Genomic DNA, 22,544 nt, shown 5'->3' on the forward strand with positions numbered 1-22,544 from the left:
GGTGCTTTTAATTTATTAATCAATACCTATCCGTAGATAAGAGAAATGATAATAAATTTGTATTTTAATAGAAATAGTAAATATAATGTGAATGATCCAATTATTTATATCAAACCTCATGTTCGTCCAATTAGTAATAACTAATCATGGACAACTAATTCAATCCTTATTTAATGACTTAGACTCCGATACAGCTTTGTTATATACTCAACTTGGGGAAACAACTATTAAAGATAGTTTAGGAAGAATAGGGAAAAATAAATAATAAAAAGTTCAGCAATTATGTATTGCTGAACTTTTTATTATTTATTATGTCTATAATTACATATAAATGTTTACAAAAGGCTTGTCGTTTCGTTGGGTTCTGGTGCAAAAACTTTGAAGTATATGAAAAATGTCTATCAAACTTGGACATACTGATACTAGTACTTTCAAAAAGGATGTGATTGGTATGGAAGAGCAAAATCTATTCAAGTGGAAACATTATCAGCCTGAACTGATCTTATTAACAGTAAGATGGTACCTGCGGTACAATTTGAGCTTTCGTAACCTGGTGGAAATGATGGAAGAACGAGGATTATCAATCGCTCACACAACAATTATGCGCTGGGTTCATCGATATGGACCTCAATTAGAAGAGAAAGTACGATATCATCTTAAACGGTTCTGGTGCAAAAACTTTGAAGTAGATGAAAATGGTCTATCAAACTTGGAAATACTGATAGTACTACTCTATAAAAGGTGTGTGATCAGTATAGAAAAGGAGAATTTATTTAAGTGGAAACATTATCAACCAGACATCATCTTGTTAACTGTACGTTGGTACCTACGGTACAACTTAAGCTTTCGTGATTTGGTGGAAATGATGGAGGAACGAGGGTTATTCCTGGCTCATACAACTATTATGCGATGGGTACATCAATATGGACCGGAGTTTGATAAACGAATTCGACGTCATCTCAAACAAACGAATAACTCATGGAGAGTGGACGAAACATATATAAAAGTAAAAAGACAATGGATGTATTTATATCGTGCTGTTGATTCTGAAGGAAATACGATTGACTTTTATTTGAGTAAATCTAGAAATCATAAGGCTGCAAAGCGATTCTTCAAGAAAGCCTTGCGGTCTTTTCATGTCTCAAAACCTCGTATCATCACGGTTGATAAGAACCCTGTTTATCCAATTGCTATCGAACAGTTGAAGAAAGAAAAAAGGATACCAACAGGCACCAAAATCCGAAGGATAAAATATTTAAATAACATAGTAGAACAAGATCATCGTTTTATTAAAAAACGTATACGCTCTATGTTGGGATTTACATCATACAAAACATCAGCCTCTATATTGAGTGGTGTTGAAGCCATGCATATGGTCAAAAAAACAAATTGATTTGCAGGACCAGTCTGTCAAAAATCAAAATATTTTTATCAACCAGCTGTTTGGATTAACTGCTTAACAGGTGATTCCGTTAGGAATCCTTGATTCTTTTTTATTTATCATCTTTTTGCACCAGAACCGAATTTTCTTACATTGTATCATTCACTTTTTTGCTTTACTAATAAAACGCCTATACGAAAAATTTTGTCTATTCGTGTTACAATGACTAATATGAACTGGATGGGAGGATAACATATGTACCAGGCTTATTATGAAAGTGAACTAGGTTTGCTGGAAATTACAGCGAATCAAGAAGGAATTACGTCTGTTATATTTGTTGATGAGCGACAAGAAGAAAATACAAATGAAATGATAGAACAATGTATAAATGAGTTAGATGAATATTTTAAAGGAAAAAGAAAAGAGTTTACAATCCCGCTGTCTGCTGAGGGAACATCATTTCAAAAAAATGTATGGGATGCGCTCTATACTATTCCGTACGGCGTAAGTGCTTCATATCTAGATATTGCAGAGAAGGTTGGAAATACGAAAGCTGTACGAGCGATAGGAGGAGCAAATAGTCGTAATCCCATTTCAATTATTGTTCCGTGTCACCGCATAATAGGAAAGAGTGGAAAGCTTGTAGGATATGCGGGTGGTTTATGGAGGAAAGAGTGGTTGTTAAAACACGAAGGTATTTTGAAATGAAGTGTGGAAGGAAAGAGGGATTGTTTTGGGATGTATAAATTGTGGGCAACCTTGCGTAAGTAATCAGTTGAATTGTGCAAATTGTCAACGAAACTTGCACAATGAACAAGGTGAAGAAAGCTCGCTAATAGATAAAGAATTAGAAGTATATGTAGGGAGACAATATCCATACTACAAAAGAAAATGGGATCTTGAGAATAAGCGAATTGCTAGGTGGAGTTGGAATGGATGGGCTACTATTTTCAATGTAGGTTGGCTAGGGTATCGTAAGTATTATTTACCTGCTGCTTTATTTATACTGTTATTAGTAGCATGTGATGCATTTTCTTATTATATGGGGTTCAACGTAGCATTGCCAATCATTAATATAGTGCCTCTCACGTTTTTATTACTCGTTTTTATACTATTTGGGATGGGGATTTTTGCGAATGGATTATATTATCAATTTGCAGAAAGGCGTATATATAGAATAAAAGCACGGGGAATTAAAGATGAATCGGTTGAAAATTATCTCATTCGTGATAGTGGCGGAACAAGTAGAATGGGAGCGACAATCGTTACTATTTTAGCAGTTGCTAGTATTTTTTTCAGTCATTTCTTTTTTCCGACTGATCGAGATATTATACAAAAAGTACGTACAAGTTCGCTTTATGAATATCCGTTCTTTTCGATTGGTGAATCGTTTGAAAACTATTTTCAAAATTCAGGGTGGATATATTATCGCGGATCGGAAGGCATGGATTTAGTAGAATTTCAAGGATACAGCCCAGGGATGCCAAGACAAAAAGTTACAATTCAATTTATTGTTGATTATAAATTGAGTGAAATTGAACCATACTCCCTTACGGTTAATGGTGAATCTAAAAATGAAGAAGAGTTTTTGAAGATGATGGAAGAAATATTCAAGGTTCAAAATCCGTTTGATTTAGAGGATGGATTACAAGTAAATGCACTAAAAAAGAAGGGGATGGAAAGCAATTTCTATCCCCTTCTTTTTAGTTTATAAAAATAAATATTTAAAATAATCAGAATCTTTTGTATAATATGTATATTATACAGGCTTTCATTTATACATATAGATTGGGGGAAGGAAGAATGAAGAGAAAGGTAACAACAATTGCTGCAGTTGCATTATCGACAAGTGTATTAGTTGCAGGTTGCGGAAATGGGGAGAAGGCATCTACAACGAAGAAAGAAGCAAGTAAGGGAGTAGCAGATAAGCAAGTTTTAAACTTACTAGAAACAGCAGAAATTCCTTCAATGGATACATCAAAATCAACAGACTCTGTATCATTCCGTGCCTTTGTAAATGCAATGGAAGGGTTATATCGTTTAGATAAGGATAATAAGCCAACACCAGGTATGGCAAAAGATGTGAAGATTAGTGAAAATAAAACAACATATACATTTGAATTACGAGATGCAAAGTGGTCTAATGGCGATCCAGTTCGAGCACAAGATTTTGTATATGCTTGGCAGCGAGCTTTAGATAAAGAAACAGCCGCTGAGTATGCATTTATTTTATTTGATGTGAAAAATGCACAGAAAGTAAATAAAGGAGAATTACCGTTAGATCAATTAGGGGTTAAAGCAAAGGATGATAAAACGTTAGTAGTAGAATTAGAACAACCAGCACCATATTTCCTTGAACTTACTTCATTCCCAACATTTTTCCCTTTAAATGAAAAATATGTGAAAGAACAGGGGGATAAATACGCATTAGAGGCAGATAAATTATTGTACAATGGACCATTTACAATGAGTGAATGGAAACATGAGCAAAGTTATCAATTAAAGAAAAATCCTAATTATTGGGATAAAGATACTGTAAAGTTAGAAGAAATTAATGTAAGTATTGTGAAGGAAACGAGCACAGGAGTAAATCTATACGATAGTGATCAAGCAGATCGAGTTATTCTAAGTTCTGAATTTGTTGACAAATATAAAAAGAGTAAGCCAGATGAATTTAAAACGAAGCTAGATCCACGTATGTATTTCTTACGCTTTAATCAACAAAATGCAACATTTAAAAACCAAAAAGTTCGTGAAGCAATTGATTTGGCGTATGATAAAAAGGGAATCGCTGATGTTATTTTAAATGACGGCTCATTGCCAGCGTATTTCTTAGTACCTGAAAAGTTTACGTCAGGACCAGATGGAAAAGACTTCCGTTCCGTAAATAAAAATTTCCGTGACAGTAAAGATAATGTAGCGAAAGCAAAAAAATTATGGGAAGAAGCGAAGAAAGAACTTGGTCAAGATACAATAACAGTGGAATTCCTAAATGATGATAACGGTAGCCGTAAAAAAGTAGGCGACTTTATTAAAGAAGAGTTAGAGAAAAATTTACCGGGCATAAAGGTGAATTTAAAGCAACAACCATACAAACAAAAACTAGATTTAGAGAAGAAGTTACAATATGAATTCTCGTTATCTGCATGGGGCCCAGACTATCCAGATCCAATGACGTACATTGATATGTTCGTTACTGGAAGCTCATTTAATGAAATGGCTTATTCTAATCCGAAGTATGATGATTTAGTAGCGAAATCAAAAGGAGAACTACTAAAAGATGACGCGGCACGCTGGAAAGCACTTGCAGAAGCAGAAAAAATCTTAATTGGTCAAGACGCTGCAATCTCACCTGCGTATCAGCAAAGTACAGCGTATTTAGAGAAGCCGTATGTAAAAGGTATTGCTAACCATACGTTTGGTGGAGACTTCAGTTATAAATGGGCATATATTACAAAGAAATAGTATAATAAAAGATGAGTGAATTTTCGCTCATCTTTTATTTGTATAAGGGGGGGCTATAGTTGTTAAAGGGAATCAATCATCTTTGCTTTTCAGTTTCCGATTTAAAAAAATCTATTATGTTTTACGAAAAAGTACTAGAAGGAAAATTATTGGCTAAAGGGAGAAAACTTGCATATTTTAATATATGCGGGATATGGATAGCACTTAATGAAGAGGCGCATATTCCGAGAAATGAAATTCACCGATCTTATACACATATTGCATTTTCTGTTGAACAAGAAGACTTTGAACGCTTACTACAGCGGTTAGAAGAACATGATGTTCATATTTTACAAGGAAGAGAACGGGATGTAAGAGATTGTGAGTCTATATATTTTGTTGATCCTGATGGTCACAAGTTTGAGTTTCATTCAGGGACGTTACAAGACCGTCTAAATTATTATAAGGATGAGAAACCTCATATGACATTTTACTAAGGAGGGATAGAACATTTGCATGCACTTGTAATTGGTGGAACAGGGATGTTAAAGAAAGTTTCTATGTGGCTTTGTGATCAAGGGTTTCATGTATCTATTATTGGACGAGATGAAGTGAAATTAGAAAGTGTTAAGCGAATGAGTTCTGCACCAGAAAATATTACATGCCTTTCGTTAGATTATCATAATGATGACGATATAAAGTTAGCTATTAAAAGTACGATTGAGAAAAATGGCCCAATAACATTAGTTGTCGCATGGGTACACTCGAGTGCAAAGCATGCGCTATCAAACATCTGTAAAGAACTAGATTTGTCGTCTGAAACATATAGTTTATTTCATATTTTGGGCAGTAAAGCATCGCGTATGACGGCATCAAAAATAGGTGGTACACAATGTAGTTATCACAGAATTATATTAGGTTTTATTTTAGAAGATACATACGGAAGATGGCTTACCAATGAAGAGATAGCGGATGGGGTTATAAAAGGGATTGAAAGTAAACGAGCGGAATGGATTGTAGGGAGAGTAGAACCGTGGGAATTACGACCAAAATGGTGAGGGGGAATAAGAAATGAAAACAACTATATATGTAACAAGGCATGGTGAAACGGAATGGAATGTAGCGAAACGAATGCAAGGACGGAAAAATTCAGCTTTAACTGAAAATGGTATGTTACAAGCGAAACAATTAGGGGATCGAATGAAAGATTTATCGATTCATGCGATCTATAGTAGTCCGAGTGAAAGGACCCTTCATACTGCGGAGTTAATAAAAGGTGAACGTAATATACCTATTATAGCGGATGAGCACTTCTATGAAATTAATATGGGTATATGGGAAGGACAAACAATCGCGGATATAGAAAAGCAATATCCAGAAGAAGTACATTTATTTTGGAATGAGCCACATCTTTTTCAGTCAACATCAGGAGAAAATTTTGGGTCTGTTTATAAAAGAGTTATTAAAGGGATACAGCTTCTATTAGAAAAGCATAAAGGAGAAAATATATTAATTGTTTCTCATGCGGCAGCGGCGAAATTACTTGTAGGACATTTTGCGGGTATTGAAATTGCAAATGTATGGGACGATCCATTCATGCACAGCGCTAGTCTTAGTGTAATTGAGTTTGATGACGATTGTGGTGAAGTAAAACAATTTGCAGATATAAGTCATTTTCAGGAAAAGTAAAAAAGGCCGCAAAACGGCCTTTTTTTGTGGGCATAAAAAACTAGCGATTACGTTTTTTATACCAGAAGTGATCGAATTTCTTGTTTTTGCAAGAAGAGGACTTATGTCTGCAATCTTTGCAATCATTCCATTTGTGCCCGTCATCGTGACAGTCTTTACCATGATCCCACGAATCATCACAAGAACCATGATGGCTATGAGGGGAAAATACACATTTTTTACAGAAACATCGTTTTGTCCAGAAACATTTCTTTTCAAAGCGCACGCATTTTGTAACGAAAGTACATTTTTTCACGCGATTACGTTTTGTAACGAAAGTACAATGCTTCACGCGAGTACATCTTGTTCTTGTACATTTATTCCCTGTTGTACATTTATTCCCTGTTGTACATTTATTCCCTGTTTTACATTTATTCCCTGTTGTACATTTACGCCCTGTTGTACATTTACGCCCTGTTGTACATCGATGATGAGAGAATTTATCATCATCGCACTCAAAATTACTTGGATCTTGATATAAGAAATCCTCCATCCCTGCACTTTTGATTTCTTCAACAGCTTTTCTAATATCACGTTTCATAGAAATCCTCCTTATCGTGTATTAAATTGAAAAGGTATTCTTTTTCCTTAACATGATATGAGATACGGTTTCTTTCTGAACAGGACAAGAGTGTAATTTTATATAAATGGATGAAAGCGGATGTATGGACAAGGCGTGGTGCATACATTGAATGAAGAGAACTGAGAAGGGATGAGAAAACATGCTGCCTTCATATGATTTTTTTGTTCATCCAATGTACTTAGTGGAATTGAAAAAAGACATTTGGTCAGATAGTCCAGTGCCAGCAAAATTAACTTATGGAAAAAAGAAGTATGACATTGATATTGTCTACCGTGGTGCTCATATTCGTGAATTTGAGAAAAAATCTTATCATGTTATGTTTTATAAACCGAAAAAATTTCAAGGTGCGAAAGAATTTCATTTAAATTCTGAGTTTATGGATCCGTCTCTCATACGAAATAAATTATCTCTAGATTTCTTTCATGATATTGGTGTACTTTCACCAAAGTCACAACATGTATTTATAAAAATTAATGGTCAAACTCAAGGGGTATATTTACAGTTAGAATCAGTTGATGAAAACTTTTTAAAAAGTAGAGGATTCCCGAGTGGTTCTATTTATTATGCGATCGATGATGATGCGAACTTTTCTTTAATGAGTGAGCGAGATAAAGATGTTAAGACAGAGCTCTTTGCAGGGTATGAATTTAAATATTCGAATGAAAATAGTGAAGAACAACTGAGTGAATTTGTATTTCAAGCGAATACTTTGTCGAGGGAAGATTATGAAAAAGAAATTGGGAAGTTTCTAAATGTAGATAAATATTTACGGTGGTTAGCTGGAGTTATTTTTACACAAAATTTTGACGGTTTTGTTCATAACTATGCACTATATCATAACGATGAAACAAATTTATTTGAAGTCATACCGTGGGATTATGATGCGACTTGGGGGCGCGATGTACAAGGAAGACCACTTAATCATGAGTATATTCGTATTCAAGGATACAACACGTTAAGTGCAAGATTGTTAGATATACCTGTAATTCGAAAACAATATCGAAGTATTTTAGAAGAAATATTAGAAGAGAAATTTACAATTTCTTTTATGAGGCCGAAAGTAGAAGAAATGTGTGAATCGATTCGTCCATATTTAATACAAGATCCATATATGAAAGAAAAAATCGAAACATTTGACCAAGAGGCTGATATGATTTGTGAATATATAAATAAAAAAAGGAAGTATATACAAGACCACTTACATGAATTGGATTAATTTTGAAGAGATTGAAACATTATCAATCTCTTTTTTGTATAATAAAGAAGTATCGATAAAAAGTGAAATAGTATGAATATAATAGAGAATGGGGTTGTGTAGAGATGACGATTAAATGGATTGATTGGGTAAAGCAAATACAATCTATAGCCCAGGCGGGGTTAACGTATTCCAAGGATGTGTATGATATAGAGCGTTTCCAACAATTAAGAGATATTTCAACTTCTATGATGTCACATTACACAAAAACAGATTGGGAAGTAGTGGAAAAATTATTTGCAAGTGAGACAGGCTATCAAACACCAAAAGTGGATATACGAGCAGTAATTTTTCAAAATGAAAAACTATTATTTGTGAAAGAAAAAAGTGATGGGAAATGGGCATTGCCAGGTGGATGGGCTGATATTGGTCATACTCCAACCGAAGTCGCAGCGAAAGAGGTTTTAGAAGAGACAGGATATAAAGTAGCTCATTTTAAGTTATTAGCTATATTCGATAAAGAAAAACATCAACCATCACCTTCAGCAACACATGTATATAAGATTTTCATTGGATGTGAGATTGTAGGTGGAGAAAAGAAAACTAGTATTGAAACAGAAGAAATAGAGTTTTTTGGTGAGGATGAATTGCCAGATTTATCAATTGCTAGAAATACTGAAGAGCAAATTAAAGAAATGTTTGCCTACATGAAAGATCCACAGAAAGAAAAACTAATAGATTAGTGTTGCTATACATATTGTTTTAATGAAGATATTGGCAGATTGCAACCTTTATGTGATAATGGGATGATATGTGAAGAAAAAAGGAGATAGAAAAGAAAATGTTAGCAAACATAATAGATCAGTTATTACAATTCTTTGCAAGTCTAGGATACTTTGGAGTAGCACTAGGTTTAATGATTGAAATTATCCCGAGTGAAATTGTTCTTTCATATGCAGGCTTTTTAGTAGCAAATGGTAAAATTAGCTTCGTCGGTGCAGTTATTGCCGGAACAATCGGTGGTACTTTAGCTCAAATCTTTTTATATTGGCTTGGATACTACGGAGGACGTCCGGTTGTCGAGAAGTATGGAAAATATCTGCTTATTAATAAACATCATTTAGACATAGCAGAAAATTGGTTTAAGCGTTACGGAGCGGGAGTAATATTTTCGGCACGTTTTATCCCAGTTGTACGTCATGCCATCTCTATTCCAGCGGGATTAGCTAAAATGCCGTTAAGACTATTTACACTGTATACAGTGGTTGCGATTATTCCATGGTCAATACTATTTATTTACTTAGGTGAAAAGCTTGGCGGGAATTGGAGACATATTAAAGAGTATGCATCAGATTACACACATTACATAATAATAGGAGCAGTTCTCTTTGTTGCTCTATATTTCGGTTTAAAGTATTTGAAAAAGAAAAAAACAACACGTTAAAGTCAATGATGATTCATTGGCTTTTTTAATTTGTTTCGGTTCTAAAAAAAGAGAGTTGTCCATAATGTGTAATAATAAGACGTAGCGGGGGAATGTGATGAAAGGATCGCCGTTTATACGTGGAACGATATTTTTAACGATGGCAACGATGATATCTAAAATGTTAGGGTTTATATATGTTATACCATTTACAGCTATGGTCGGTACGAGTGGATACGTGTTATACACATATGCATACCGTCCATATACGATTATGCTCAGTATTGCAACGATGGGATTACCACTCGCTGTTTCAAAGATGGTATCAAAATATGATCAACTGAATGACTATCATACGGTTAAAAGAGTGCTAAAGAGTGGTATTGTTTTTATGCTTTTAATGGGAGTTATCTCATGTTTTACACTTTATTTGTTAGCTCCACATTTAGCTGAACTTGTGATTGATGGAAATGATCAAACAGGGAATAGTGTAACGGCTGTAACTCATAACATTCAAATTGTAAGTTTTGCATTAATACTTGTACCAGTAATGAGCTTATTAAGGGGATTCTTTCAAGGATTTCAATCGATGGGACCTTCTGCGCTCAGTGTAGTTGTAGAGCAATTTTTTCGGGTCTTAACCATTTTGATAGGAAGCTTTGTCGTTTTATATGTTTTAAAAGCTTCTGTTTCATTAGCAGTTGGTATTTCCACGTTTGGTGCATTTATGGGCGCTATAGGCGGGTTAAGTGTATTAAGTGTGTATTATATAAAAAGAAGAAGACACTTAAAGAAAAAAGAGATAGCAAGTATACCACAAACAACGAAATCATTTTTCTCGTTGTATAAGGAGCTCTTTACATATTCAATACCGTTTGTTGTAGTCGGTTTAGCGATTCCGTTGTATCAGACGATTGATACATTTACAATTAATAAACTACTAATACAAGTCGGATATATGCAAGGAGAAGCAGAAAAGATTAATGCGATTATCGGCTTAGTTCAAATGGTTGTGCTCATTCCAGTTTCTGTTGCGACTGCTTTTAGTATGTCTCTCGTACCGGAGATGACGAAAGCTTATACAGCTGGAAATACGAAGCTATTGTATAAACATTTTACGAGGACAAATGTATTAGTAGTAGGGATTACGGTACCAGCGGCAATTGGGATGATGTTGTTAGCAAAGCCAGTATATACTCTTTTATTTGGTGCCGGAAATGATCCGGAGATGGGGAGAATCATTTTACAGTATTATGCTCCTGCTTGTATACTTTTCTCTCTCTTTACAGTAACGGCAGCAATGCTACAAGGAATAAATCAACAGCAAAAAACAGTATTAGGGTTAGTAATTGGAATTATTGTGAAGGTAGTTTTAAATATTGTACTGCTTCCATATTTTGATTATGTAAGTTTTATCATTTCAACATACGCTGGCTATACGATTTCAGTTGGCTTTAACTTGTGGATGCTTTCTAAATATGTTATAAAGGCAACATAAGCTTTTTAAGGCAGAGAACACTCTGTCTTTTTCTATGTTTATAATATTTTTTCTTATAAAAACGTTTTCAAAATAATTTTTCTATTGAAATTTAAACGTATGTTTCATATGCTGAACATGGCGGTTCAAAAACTGTTGTTTAAGTGAGGTAGATTCCCACATGTAAAAAGAATCGGGGTGATAGTATGTTAAATATGTATTTAACAGACCGAAACGGAAAACTACAAGAGATTGAGGAAATGCAAAAGGGTTGCTGGATTAATGTACTTCATCCAACGGAAGAAGAAATTCAATATCTAGTACAAACTTTAAATGTAGACTTAGATTTCATTAAAGACCCTTTGGATGATGAAGAACGCTCTCGTATTGAAAAGGAAGACAGTAATACTTTAATTATCGTGGATATTCCGACAGTTAGACATGATGAAGAAGGAAATTCGATTTACGACACGATTCCAATAGGTATGATTGTAATGCCAGATTGTTTTGTTACAATTTGCTTAGAAGAAAATCCAATTTTTGAACGTTTTATTAACCAACGTATTAAAGAATTTTATACGTTTAAAAAGACACGCTTTGCACTTCAGCTCTTATATACAATTTCTACTTATTATTTAAGATACTTAAAGCAAATTAATCGAAAAACAATCGATTTAGAGCACCAATTAAATAAATCGATGAAAAATAAAGAAATTTTCACATTGTTAGGCCTTGAAAAAAGTTTAGTTTACTTTACAACATCATTAAAGGCAAATAAAATTGTAATTCAAAAATTAATGCGTAACAGTACATTTTTAAAAATGTATGAAGACGATCAAGATTTATTAGAAGATGTATTAATTGAAAATAAGCAGGCTATTGAAATGGCGGAAATATATAGTCACATTTTAAGTGGAATGATGAATACTTTTAGCTCCGTTATATCAAATAATTTAAATAGTGTTATGAAACTGTTAACGTCTATTACAATCATTTTATCATTACCAACGATGGTTTCTAGTTTCTTCGGAATGAATGTAAAGGTTCCATTTGAAGGTGAAGCCCATGGTTTTGTCATTGTACTCATAATATGTGTAACACTATCTCTCACATTAGCATTTGTTTTTTGGAAGAAACGTTACTTTTAAAGATAAGAAAGCTGCTCTAGCAAAGTCATAAAACTATGCTAGAGCAGCTTTCTTTGTTATAAAATCTCAGTTTTGAAATAGAATATAAATTGTAAAATGTAATGTGTATTATGGCTATGAATTCCATATAAGTCTTGTTCAAATAATAAAATGGGGTTAAAATTACATATTGTTAATGAAAAGTTGGAGGAAATACATCATGGAATTGTTTCAATTACCGAAAGCATTCCTGCAAATGAATACAATCTTTATCTCCATATTAATCGAGGCACTTCCGTTTGTGCTAATTGGTGTATTTATTTCAGGATTCATTCAAATGTTCGTGACAGAAGATATGGTGGCAAAATGGATGCCGAAGAACCGATTTCTGTCTGTTTTATTAGCTACTTTTTTAGGAATGATGTTTCCAGGCTGTGAATGTGGAATTGTTCCGATTGTAAGACGATTAATCGGAAAAGGTGTTCCGCCATATGCAGGAATTGCATTTATGTTAACTGGACCGATTATTAATCCAGTTGTATTATTTGCAACATATGTTGCCTTTGGAAGTAGTATGCATATGGTATGGTATCGTTCTATTGTAGCGATTATTGTAGCAATTATCGTTGGAATTATATTATCATTTATGTTTAAAGAACATCAATTAAGAGATGATCACTTCCCAGAAGTGAACCATAAACGTCCATTACGTAAAAAAATGTGGGATGTATGTACACACGCTGTTGAGGAATTTTTCTCAATGGGGAAATATTTAGTATTAGGAGCGTTAATTGCTGCCGCAGTTCAAACGTTCGTACAAACTTCAACACTTCTTGCAATTGGACAAGGGCCGTTTTCTTCATCAGCTGTTATGATGGGACTTGCTTTCATTTTATCACTTTGTTCAGAAGCAGATGCATTTATTGCTTCGTCATTCCAAAGTACATTTTCAACAGCATCACTTGTCGCGTTCCTCGTATATGGGCCGATGGTGGATATTAAAAATATGTTTATGATGCTTGCGACATTTAAAACAAAGTTTGTAATTGTTGTTATAGTTACAGTTACACTTGTTGTTTATGCAAGCTCACTACTCATTTATGCGATGGGGTGGTAGGTTATGTTTCGAGCATATATATTATTAGGTTTTACAATTTTAATTGCGCAGCTTCATATTTCCGGTAATATTACGAAATATATCAATATGAAGTATGCCTATTTATCAAAAACTGCAGCTATTATTTTAGGTTTCTTAACGATTGTACAAATTATTATCGTTTTCCAAAAAGAGCATCGAAAGGAAAAAGAGAAACATGATTGTAGTTGTGATCATAGCCATTGTGGGCATGATCATTCAAAAGATGAAAATACATGGTGGAAAAAAGCATTTTCGTACACATTGTTCTGTTTTCCAATTATTTCAGGGTTATTTTTCCCGATTGCAACATTAGATTCGGATATTGTTAAAGCGAAGGGATTTCATTTTCCTGTTGCACAGGCAGAAAGTAAAGATCCATTTATGACAAGGCAATTTTTAAGACCTGATACGAGTATTTATTACGGAAAAGAAGGCTATCGTGGTGTAATGGAAAAAGGAAAGAAAGAGTTTGTTACGAAAGATAATATTGCTTTAAAAGATGAAGATTTCTTAAAAGGTATGGAGACAATTTATAATTATCCTGGTGAGTTTACTGGGAAGAAATTATCGTATAAAGGGTTTGTTTTCCGTGATGATTCCTCTAAGAAAGAACAATACTTCTTATTCCGTTTCGGTATTATTCATTGTGTAGCGGATTCGGGTGTATATGGTATGTTAGTGAAAAAACCAGAAGGTGTAGAGTGGAAAAATGATGATTGGATTCAGGTGGAAGGAGAAATTTCAACTGAATTTTATCAGCCGTTTCATGCGAATATTCCAGTGTTAGAAGTAACGAAATGGAATAAAGTTGAACCGCCGAAAGAACAATATGTATTTAGAGGAGCCGATTGATAAAATCGGTTCTTTTTTATGGACTAAAAGTTCCGAATGTTGTTAATATTAAACGTGTAGTTCAATTTGTATAGTAATTATTAAAGTAATAGGGATAAATAATCAAAGGGGTGATATCAATGACTGAAGTAAAGGGGAAAACAGCTAATGAGTCAAGAGTGTTTAAAACGAGCCGAGTATTTCCAACGGATTTAAATGATCATAACACGCTATTTGGTGGAAAAATATTAGCGGAGATGGATATGGTTGCTTCGATTTCAGCAACGAGACACTCGAGAATGGAATGTGTCACAGCGTCTATGGATTGGGTCGATTTCTTACACCCAGTTCGTTCTTCAGATTGTGTTAGTTATGAATCTTTCGTCATTTGGACGGGAAGAACTTCTATGGAGATATTTGTGAAAGTAGTAGCGGAAGATTTAATTTCAGGTGAAAAACGTGTAGCGGCAACTTCATTTGTTACTTTTGTTGCACTTAGTAAGGAAAATAATCCAGTTCCTGTGCCACGTGTTATCCCTGAAACAGAAGAAGAGAAAGAATTACATCGCATTGCTGTGTTACGTGCAGAACAACGTCATATTCGTAAGGCGGAGAGCAAAAAAGTAGCTACATTGCTAACTTTTTGAGATGAATACTTAACCGTTAAGGTTACCATAACATACAGAAATGGTTTTAATATGAAAAGCGGCCACCTAAAAATAGGTGGCCGCTTTTATAGTTTTTTCATCCACATATCGTATGACAATAACTACTTAGCAGAAGCAAGCAGCACCAACGATAATTAAGAGGATAAATAATACGACTAATAGCGCGAATCCATTACCATGTGCGAAGCCCATTGTTATTTCCTCCTTTTATTTTAAGATACAACATACAATATGCAAATGGGCTATTGTTTGATATGGACATATATCATGTAATGACATATTTTCTTGAATGATAAAGTATTAAAAAAGGGAAGATATAGGAATAACAGTAAGTGGAGAAAGGAAATTATCCATGAAGCACTTTTTCGTTGTAATCCTTTGTTTAATAGGTGTATTTATTTGGATGAGCATCGATGTGGAAATGGGGAAAAAAATGGCTAGTGAATATGAATTGGAACAGGTTCGATTAGGCGAATTTCAGTTATATACGAACGGTCAAGAGTTATATAGGAAATTATTCGATGATATAAATAATGCAGAAAAGTATGTATATATCCATTTTTATATTGTAGGAAAAGATGAAATAAGCCAAGAGTTTTTACAGTTACTCGAGAAAAAAGCATTTAGCGGAGTAGAGGTGAAGTTGTCAGTCGATCGTATAGGTGGATATAAACTGAAGAAAAAGATAATTAGCCAATTAAAGAGTAACGGTGTCAAGTTTACATTTAGTAAAAAACCTAAATTGAAAAATGTATTTTATACTTTGCATCAACGAAATCATAGACGCATTGTCACGATAGATGGAAAAGTATCATACGTTGGTGGCTTTAATATTGGAAAGGAGTACCTTGGACAAGATCCGAAATTTGGTCCGTGGCGTGATTATCATGTTCGCATAAATGGGAATGGTGCAAATGATATGGAAAGAAAATTTGCTGATGACTGGAAAGAAGATACGGGAGAAAAAATGTCTGTACATAAAAGTTTACCCGCAATAGGGAATGTAAAATACCAATATTTATTTTCAGATGGAAAAGGTTTATGGGAAAAATATGGAGCGCTTTTAAAGCAGGCTAAAAGGTCATTAATTATTGCTACGCCATATTTTGTACCAAGTAAAGAAATGATGAAAGAGTTAAAAGATGCATTACATCGTGGTGTCAATGTGAAAATTCTCGTACCATTTAAAAGTGATGCCGTATTGTTAAAACAAGCTGCATATCCGTATTTGAAAGATATGTTACATGCGGGAACAGAGATTTATCAATATCGGAATGGCTTTTTTCACGGGAAGGTAACGATTATTGATGGAGAAATTGTTGATATAGGTACAGCGAATTTTGATAATAGAAGTTTTTATTTGAATTGTGAATCTAACTGTGTCATATATGACAAAACAGTTGTTGCTGATGTATGGAGTCGATTAAAAGAAGACTTTCATAAATCAAAAAGATTTTCTGAAGAAGATTTTGAGAAAATTAGTAAATGGGATTGGTTTTTAGCAAGAATAGCGAATGTTATAGCATCATATTTATAGCATATAAACAAAAAAGAAGGGAGGTACTTTCATGGAATGTATGAAAGAATTAATGAGATATAGTTATATGCTTATATATAAGGTAGGAGAGTATACAGGACAAGTAAGAGACGAAGAATTAAAGGAGCTAATACAGCAACACTTACCATATATGTTACAAGCTTATAATGAACAAGTGAATTTTCAAGAAGGAGAGAATGTACAGCATGTAACTTGTGAACCAATTTCGTTTCCTTTTTCTGAAATGGAAAAGGAATTGGATAGTAAATACACAGGGGATATCCAAATTGCAACTTGTTATATTTCACATTTAAAACGATTAGCATTAAAGTTTGCTCAAGTTGCAGTGGAAGTTGCAAATCCAGAATTTCGTTCGTTTTTGGAAAATTGTTTCTTGAAAATGAATCGTTACGCTTATAGTGTATGGCAATATGTTGTGAAGAAAGAATATAAAATTACGCATGTATATGAAAATGAGAAGTTTGCATGAGAGACTAAGGCGGAATAATATGCGCCTTAGTTTTTTTCTTTTATCCCGCTATTTGTAGGCAGTAAAACTCCCACCTCAAAATTCGGCTGGAGCAAAGAGGTTAGGTGGGAGCCCTGCTATCCGTAAACTCCCCACTAATTATAGTTTCACTTTATTATGTAGCAATTGAGAATGGAATATATAAATTAAAGGTATATTGGTTGTCGGAAAATTTACAAACATTTACCGTATATTTACTATTTTTCAATCTCTCCTTTAAAAATAGAGAGTAATATGGGGTTGTACATATTCTATCAAAGGGAGGAAACGCAAATGAACAAATGGGTTAAATCATTAACTGCTATGGCACTTGCAAGTTCTTTATTAATGGTAGGTTGTAGTAAAGATGAGGATAAGAAGAAAGAAGACGATACAACAACACAACAAGAGGAAAAAAAAGATAAAGAAACAAGCGGAACTGAGAAGTCTACAGATTCTAAAGAAAAGAAATAAAGTGAAACTTTAATCAGTGGGGGTTTTGTTCATCCCCACTGATTATTAGTTGAACCAATCGGGCGTTTACGGGCGGTTGATCCCCCACTTAACTTCTTAGCTTTCGCTGAATTTTGAGGTGGGGGTCTTACTGCCCACAAATAGCGGATAAAGTAATAATAGAGCTTCCTCTTATATATGAGGAAGCTTTTTTGTTGTATATTAATTGAAATTATTGAAAAATAGAGAGAGAAATGAAAGAGGGGGGAAACAAATGAAAGTATGTATATTGGGGGCAACAGGTAGAGTAGGTTCGGAAATTATAAAATTAGCATTAAAAGATTCAGCCGAAGTGATGGTATTAGTTCGTGATTTAAATAGAATGGAAATAGAACATGAAAGGTTACAAGTTATAGAAGGGAATGTATTGAACAGGAATGATATAAAGGAAGCGGTAAAAGGATGTGAAATTGTAATTAGTGCTCTTGGAACGGATCGAAATGGGACATTAGCGAAGAGTATGCCAAATATTATTAAGCATATGGAAGAAGAGGGCGTAAAGAAAATTATTACAATAGGAACAGCTGGTATTTTACAAGCAAGAACAAATCCAAGTATATATCGTTTCCAATCAAATGAATCAAAAAGGAAAACGACTACAGCAGCAGAAGATCATTTAACTACATATAAGATACTTAGTAATAGTAATTTATGTTGGACTATTATTTGTCCAACACATTTAATAGACGGTGAGGCGACAGGCGTATATCGAACTGAAAAAGATATATTACCAGAAGGTGGAGCGAAAATTACAGTCGGTGATACAGCACATTTTACATGGTGTTTATGTAATGAGAATATATACGAAAATAGTCGAGTAGGTATTTCGTATTAAAAAACCATCCCAAAAGCGGGACGGTTAGAAGATGATATAACATACGAAGATGATAATCATAATGATTTGGAGAACGGCTTTCGCTACTGTGCTGCTTAAAAATCCAACTACAGTAGCAACTCCTACTAGAAAGGCGTCTTTTGGCGCCTTTTTATGCATTAGCTCTGTTATAAAAACCGATAAGAACGGTATTATAATTAAACCAAATGGTGGGAAGAAGAATGATCCGACAATAATCGAAACCATACCGACACGTTCGCCCCACTTTGAACTTCCGTATTTTTTTAGGAAATATCCATTTGCAATAAAATCAGCAACGAAAATAAATAGTGTGAAAATCGCTTGAATAATCCAAAAAGAAATCGTTAGTTCTCCGCCATTTATACCAAAATGGTAAATCAAATATCCAGCCCATACAGCTAAGATACCTGGGATAATAGGATAAATAAAGGCGAGAAATGAAACAATGAAACAGGCAATGATACAGATTGTTAATAATACAGTCAATTTATAACTCCTTTGTAATATCTAATTTATGTACAGCTATTTTTTTAATTTGATGTCCATCAAGTTCTAATGCTTTAAATTGAAACCCATCGTATTCAATGGAATAACCAGCTTCAATATTTAAGTCGACCGCTTGAGAGAGGAGCCAGCCTCCGATTGTATCTAAGTCGCTCTCATCAATATGTAGGCCAAACATATCATTTACTTCAGAAATAAGTACTTTCCCATCTAAAACAGTAAGCTTAGGCGTACGTTTTTCAATCATAGGTGATTCATCCGCATCAAATTCATCTTGAATTTCTCCAATGATTTCTTCAAGAATATCTTCCATAGTTAAAAGTCCGGCAGTACCACCATATTCATCCATAACGATTGCCATCTGAACGCGATTCTTTTGAAGATGGACTAACGTTTTACGAATTGGAACTGTTTCAAATACAGTGAGTACGGGATGTATATAAGACTCAAGTGGTTTATAAATCCCTTTCGTTTGATCATGAAATACTTCTTTCGTATTAATCATCCCGATAATATCATCTTTATCTTTTTCAATTATAGGATAACGTGTATATTTTTCGGTTGCGACGATATCCATGTTTTCTTCTAGCGTATTTTCAGTAGATAAGCAAATCATTTCAGTACGAGGAACCATGATTTCTTTCGCAACTCGGTCATCAAATTCAAAAATATTATTTACATATTTATATTCGGTTTGGTTTATTTCGCCGCTTTTAAAACTCTCACCTAAAATGAGTCGTAATTCTTCTTCAGAATGAGCAAGTTCATTTTCTTTTGCAGGTTCTAAACCGAATAATTTTGTGAAAAATACAGCTGAACTATTCAATACCCAAATAAATGGATACATAATTTTATCAAACAAAATAAGAGGTCTTGCAAATTTTAAAGTAATTGCTTCTGCTTTTTGGATTGCGAAAGACTTAGGAACTAACTCTCCTAATACAACATGGAAAAAAGTAATAATACTAAAAGCAATAATAAAGGATAACGTGTTAGCCATCGTTCCAGTAATATTGATTTTTTCAAATAGTGGTCGTAGTAAATGTTCCACAGTTGGTTCACCGAGCCAACCAAGTCCTAAAGAAGTGATAGTAATGCCAAGCTGACAAGCGGATAAATAAACGTCTAAGTTAGATACGACGCTCCGTGCAGCTAATGCCTGCTTATGACCTTCATTTGCAAGCTGGTCAATTCGACTTTTTCGTACTTTTACAACAGCGAATTCTGATGCAACGAAAAAGCCAGAAATAAGAATAAGTACAAAGATGAGAAAAATATTTAATATGTCCAAGTGTGTTCTCTATTTCAAATTTTGGAATAGAGATGTCACCTCCTGTAATTATGTTATACTTTAATAATAAATCCAAATGAAAAGAATAGTCAAAGAAAAAGGGTAAATTTTGGCATGTTTCTATAGTAGTTTTTGAATTTGCTGTTATTTTGTCCGCTATACAAAAGGAATAACCCTCTACTTTTAGGTTATAAAGGGTTATTTCAAATTACGGTTTTGAAATACTTCTCGTTAAAGCATATGATTGCTGTTTGAAGTAGTTTGTCGTCCAAAGTGTTTGAAGGAAAGAGAGTATGCTATACGGGATATACAGTAGTAATAAACCAATTGTAACAATTACGGGTGCATTTCCGCCAAATTGAACGATAAATTGTAATAGTCCGTTTGCGTGAAAAATGCATTCCATAAATACGAATGAAAGAATAATGGAACCTAAAATAGATTTATGATTTGAAGTAAGCGCCAAAAACAATGTATCTGCAAGGAAAGAAGAGTGTTTTATTTCATATTCATTTGTGTTATTTAAGAAAGGAAGCCATTTTTTTATTGCTTGCATTATGATAATCATGGAAGTACTACATACGATGATAAAAGATGAGTAGTAAGGAAGGTTTATAAATTTTGCTATATATAGGAGTAGTAATAAGACTGAACATTGTAATAACACAGTGCAAAAAGAGTAAGGTATCCAGCTCAATACAGTAGTAAATTTTTTAACTGATTTAGGTGCTTTAAAAAATAAATGACCGATACCTAAACTTATGAAGAATCCGATCGCAAGAGTAAAGGTAAAACGAACAGTCGATAAAAAATATATTTCCCATATGTAAGGGAATAACGGTGTTGAATGATTAGAAGTATGTACCATCTGATTTGCTGAGAAAAAGATAGATTCATGCATCCAATCAATTTTTGGAATTGATATAGAAGAAAGCTGTGCGAAGTTATGAAATATGCTTATAAAGCCAGTTAAGTATGAGTATTTATGTGTAATGAATAATGCTGGAATAGGACTAATGATAAAAATAATGAGAACACCAACTAAAAATTTACATATATGTGAGCGCAATAAAGACATATAATCACCTACTCTTAGAATATTCAGAAAATTCTTATTCTTATTTTAGCTTTTTTCGACGGAAGTTACAATATGTTTTTCTTAAAGAAATTTAGAGAGAATGTTTGATCTTGTATACTAAATAAGTGAATGAACCGTGAATAAATTATGACAAGAAAATGAATAATTTTCAGAAAAATAAAATAAATTATTTATTTTTTTCTGAAAATATAATATAGTTATGGCACAGAAAGTATTTTAACATAAGGAGGCTTTTTATGAGGATTAAAGGGAATTATGTGCCGAAAAGGGAAGTTTTATTTTGCTCAAGTTCAATTACGATAGGAGAAGCACTGGAGCATTTGAATAAAAGTGGGTACCGCTGTGTACCAGTTTTAGATGAAAAAAAAGAGAGATATTTAGGGAATATATATAAAGTAGATATTTTAGAATATAAAGGTTCACTCGAAGAGAGTGTATTACAATTATTGAACGATAAAGGTGGATATGTGAGAGAAGATTCTTCCTTCTTTAAAGTATTTTTTACAATTAAAAAATTACCTTATTTATCAGTAGTTGATGAAAAAGGGATTTTCCTTGGAATCTTAACTCATAAAAAAGTTTTTGAGTTATTGGAGGATGCATGGGGCGTTCATTCTAGTAAATACTCTGTCATGATTGGAACGCAAGACTATAATGGTGCAATTCAAAAGTTATCGACAGTTTTAAAGAAGTACACTGGTATCCAAAGTTTAATGACTTTTGATAATGATGCCTTATTAGTTCGTAGAATTATGTTTACATTGGGAGAAGAGTTTGAAGATAGTGAATTAGAAACGTTGTTAAAGGATTTAGAAGATCACGGATTTAGAGTTGTGTATGTAGAAGAGATGAATAATCCACGTGAAGTGGAAACGATAGAGTAACATACAAAAGCCATCTAATTATGTTGGATGGCTTTTGCTATGATTTCTATATAGAGTTATTTTTAGATAATAAATTAAAAATAGTGTAGTGACTGAATAATATTTGTGTAAAAGAGTGAAAAAGTAGATAATTTCGATTTTCAAAAAAATCAATTTGAAAATATGTTTTTATTTTTCAACTAAATATGTTACTATATTTGTGATAAAAACAAAGAGGTCTGACAACCATACTCCACGTAATAACACTCTAATGACTTGAATTTTCGAAAAAATCAAAAATTAGAGTAATAATAAGGGGAATGGAGAAATTATGGAGAAAGACACTGCTTTGTAAGGGGCATATTTATCATCTTGAGC

The 22,544-nt window shown here is 33.6% G+C and carries 23 protein-coding genes and 4 pseudogenes; 22 read left to right on the plus strand and 5 right to left on the minus strand.

The features are described 5' to 3' along the window. Window positions 1-184 precede the first annotated feature (184 nt). The 9 genes and pseudogenes from MR065_RS06890 to MR065_RS06930 form a co-directional block, all read left to right on the plus strand. Window positions 185-265: pseudogene (locus MR065_RS06890) on the plus strand (tyrosine recombinase); the annotation flags it as partial. A gap of 186 nt (window positions 266-451) precedes the next feature. Next, a pseudogene (locus MR065_RS06895) lies at window positions 452-664 on the plus strand (IS6 family transposase); the annotation flags it as partial. Between the two features lie 90 nt (window positions 665-754). Further along, window positions 755-1,460, plus strand: a pseudogene (locus MR065_RS06900) (IS6 family transposase). A 176-nt stretch (window positions 1,461-1,636) separates the two neighbouring features. Next, the gene (locus MR065_RS06905; RefSeq protein WP_097905880.1) at window positions 1,637-2,089 is read left to right on the plus strand and encodes a methylated-DNA--[protein]-cysteine S-methyltransferase; all 453 of its coding nucleotides are present in this window, start codon (window positions 1,637-1,639) and stop codon (window positions 2,087-2,089) included. 25 nt (window positions 2,090-2,114) lie between these two features. Next, window positions 2,115-3,114 (plus strand): annotated as a pseudogene (locus tag MR065_RS06910) (DUF2628 domain-containing protein). Between the two features lie 70 nt (window positions 3,115-3,184). Beyond that, window positions 3,185-4,846: a peptide ABC transporter substrate-binding protein gene (locus tag MR065_RS06915; RefSeq protein WP_242213051.1), complete on the plus strand. Its 1,662-nt coding sequence runs from the start codon at window positions 3,185-3,187 to the stop codon at window positions 4,844-4,846. Between the two features lie 59 nt (window positions 4,847-4,905). Continuing rightward, on the plus strand, window positions 4,906-5,322 hold the full coding sequence (gene fosB, locus MR065_RS06920) for a FosBx1 family fosfomycin resistance bacillithiol transferase (protein ID WP_242213052.1): 417 nt from the start codon (window positions 4,906-4,908) through the stop codon (window positions 5,320-5,322). 15 nt (window positions 5,323-5,337) lie between these two features. After that, a complete protein-coding gene (locus MR065_RS06925; protein WP_242213053.1) occupies window positions 5,338-5,883 on the plus strand; it encodes a short-chain dehydrogenase in 546 nt (181 codons plus the stop codon). 13 nt (window positions 5,884-5,896) lie between these two features. Further along, window positions 5,897-6,514, plus strand: a complete 618-nt coding sequence (locus MR065_RS06930; RefSeq protein WP_098768250.1) for a phosphoserine phosphatase 1 — start codon at window positions 5,897-5,899, stop codon at window positions 6,512-6,514. Between the two features lie 40 nt (window positions 6,515-6,554). On the opposite strand, the gene MR065_RS06935 is transcribed toward MR065_RS06930, so the two are convergent. Next, a complete protein-coding gene (locus MR065_RS06935) occupies window positions 6,555-7,094 on the minus strand; it encodes a CotG/ExsB N-terminal domain-containing protein (protein WP_242213054.1) in 540 nt (179 codons plus the stop codon). Between the two features lie 181 nt (window positions 7,095-7,275). Between MR065_RS06935 and cotH the strand changes: the two genes are divergently transcribed. The 8 genes from cotH to MR065_RS06975 all read left to right on the plus strand — a co-directional run bounded on the left by cotH (window position 7,276) and on the right by MR065_RS06975 (window position 14,974). Further along, entirely contained in the window at window positions 7,276-8,352 is a 1,077-nt protein-coding gene (gene cotH / locus MR065_RS06940; RefSeq protein WP_242213055.1) for a spore coat protein CotH, read from the plus strand. Between the two features lie 104 nt (window positions 8,353-8,456). Beyond that, window positions 8,457-9,074 carry an NUDIX hydrolase N-terminal domain-containing protein gene (locus MR065_RS06945; protein ID WP_242213056.1) on the plus strand — a complete coding sequence of 206 codons (618 nt, stop codon included), beginning with the start codon at window positions 8,457-8,459 and terminating at the stop codon, window positions 9,072-9,074. A 98-nt stretch (window positions 9,075-9,172) separates the two neighbouring features. Then, window positions 9,173-9,775 (plus strand): undecaprenyl phosphate transporter UptA, encoded by a 603-nt coding sequence (gene uptA / locus MR065_RS06950; protein WP_242213057.1) that lies wholly within the window; start codon window positions 9,173-9,175, stop codon window positions 9,773-9,775. Between the two features lie 97 nt (window positions 9,776-9,872). Next, window positions 9,873-11,252, plus strand: a complete 1,380-nt coding sequence (locus MR065_RS06955) for a putative polysaccharide biosynthesis protein (protein ID WP_242213058.1) — start codon at window positions 9,873-9,875, stop codon at window positions 11,250-11,252. Between the two features lie 185 nt (window positions 11,253-11,437). After that, a complete protein-coding gene (locus tag MR065_RS06960) occupies window positions 11,438-12,379 on the plus strand; it encodes a magnesium transporter CorA family protein (protein WP_088230507.1) in 942 nt (313 codons plus the stop codon). A gap of 199 nt (window positions 12,380-12,578) precedes the next feature. Next, entirely contained in the window at window positions 12,579-13,475 is an 897-nt protein-coding gene (locus tag MR065_RS06965) for a permease (RefSeq protein WP_242213059.1), read from the plus strand. A 3-nt stretch (window positions 13,476-13,478) separates the two neighbouring features. Beyond that, window positions 13,479-14,348 carry a TIGR03943 family putative permease subunit gene (locus tag MR065_RS06970; protein ID WP_242213060.1) on the plus strand — a complete coding sequence of 290 codons (870 nt, stop codon included), beginning with the start codon at window positions 13,479-13,481 and terminating at the stop codon, window positions 14,346-14,348. Window positions 14,349-14,467: 119 nt separating this feature from the next. Continuing rightward, on the plus strand, window positions 14,468-14,974 hold the full coding sequence (locus MR065_RS06975) for an acyl-CoA thioesterase (protein ID WP_000141174.1): 507 nt from the start codon (window positions 14,468-14,470) through the stop codon (window positions 14,972-14,974). A 126-nt stretch (window positions 14,975-15,100) separates the two neighbouring features. Here MR065_RS06975 and MR065_RS06980 read toward each other — a convergent pair whose 3' ends face one another. Next, the gene (locus MR065_RS06980; RefSeq protein ID WP_000505094.1) at window positions 15,101-15,187 is read right to left on the minus strand and encodes a YjcZ family sporulation protein; all 87 of its coding nucleotides are present in this window, start codon (window positions 15,185-15,187) and stop codon (window positions 15,101-15,103) included. Window positions 15,188-15,347: 160 nt separating this feature from the next. On the opposite strand from MR065_RS06980, the gene cls reads away from it, so the two are divergent. From cls to MR065_RS07000, 4 genes are all read left to right on the plus strand, one after another. Further along, complete coding sequence (gene cls, locus MR065_RS06985) at window positions 15,348-16,532, plus strand: cardiolipin synthase (protein WP_242213061.1); 1,185 nt, start codon at window positions 15,348-15,350, stop codon at window positions 16,530-16,532. 31 nt (window positions 16,533-16,563) lie between these two features. After that, on the plus strand, window positions 16,564-17,022 hold the full coding sequence (locus MR065_RS06990; protein WP_242213062.1) for a spore coat protein: 459 nt from the start codon (window positions 16,564-16,566) through the stop codon (window positions 17,020-17,022). Between the two features lie 312 nt (window positions 17,023-17,334). Continuing rightward, window positions 17,335-17,514 (plus strand): hypothetical protein, encoded by a 180-nt coding sequence (locus MR065_RS06995; protein WP_242213063.1) that lies wholly within the window; start codon window positions 17,335-17,337, stop codon window positions 17,512-17,514. A 253-nt stretch (window positions 17,515-17,767) separates the two neighbouring features. After that, a complete protein-coding gene (locus tag MR065_RS07000) occupies window positions 17,768-18,388 on the plus strand; it encodes an NAD(P)-dependent oxidoreductase (RefSeq protein WP_242213064.1) in 621 nt (206 codons plus the stop codon). A gap of 24 nt (window positions 18,389-18,412) precedes the next feature. On the opposite strand, the gene MR065_RS07005 is transcribed toward MR065_RS07000, so the two are convergent. The 3 genes from MR065_RS07005 to MR065_RS07015 all read right to left on the minus strand — a co-directional run bounded on the left by MR065_RS07005 (window position 18,413) and on the right by MR065_RS07015 (window position 21,282). After that, the gene (locus MR065_RS07005) at window positions 18,413-18,895 is read right to left on the minus strand and encodes a DUF456 domain-containing protein (RefSeq protein WP_097905863.1); all 483 of its coding nucleotides are present in this window, start codon (window positions 18,893-18,895) and stop codon (window positions 18,413-18,415) included. Window position 18,896: 1 nt separating this feature from the next. Then, entirely contained in the window at window positions 18,897-20,204 is a 1,308-nt protein-coding gene (locus tag MR065_RS07010; RefSeq protein WP_242213065.1) for a hemolysin family protein, read from the minus strand. A gap of 208 nt (window positions 20,205-20,412) precedes the next feature. Then, window positions 20,413-21,282 carry a hypothetical protein gene (locus tag MR065_RS07015; RefSeq protein ID WP_098267648.1) on the minus strand — a complete coding sequence of 290 codons (870 nt, stop codon included), beginning with the start codon at window positions 21,280-21,282 and terminating at the stop codon, window positions 20,413-20,415. Window positions 21,283-21,539: 257 nt separating this feature from the next. Between MR065_RS07015 and cbpA the strand changes: the two genes are divergently transcribed. Beyond that, complete coding sequence (cbpA, locus tag MR065_RS07020) at window positions 21,540-22,187, plus strand: cyclic di-AMP binding protein CbpA (protein WP_097905860.1); 648 nt, start codon at window positions 21,540-21,542, stop codon at window positions 22,185-22,187. The last annotated feature ends 357 nt before the right edge of the window (window positions 22,188-22,544 follow it).

Source organism: Bacillus cereus group sp. BfR-BA-01383, assembly GCF_022663495.1.
In the GTDB taxonomy this organism is placed as follows: domain Bacteria; phylum Bacillota; class Bacilli; order Bacillales; family Bacillaceae_G; genus Bacillus_A; species Bacillus_A cereus_AU.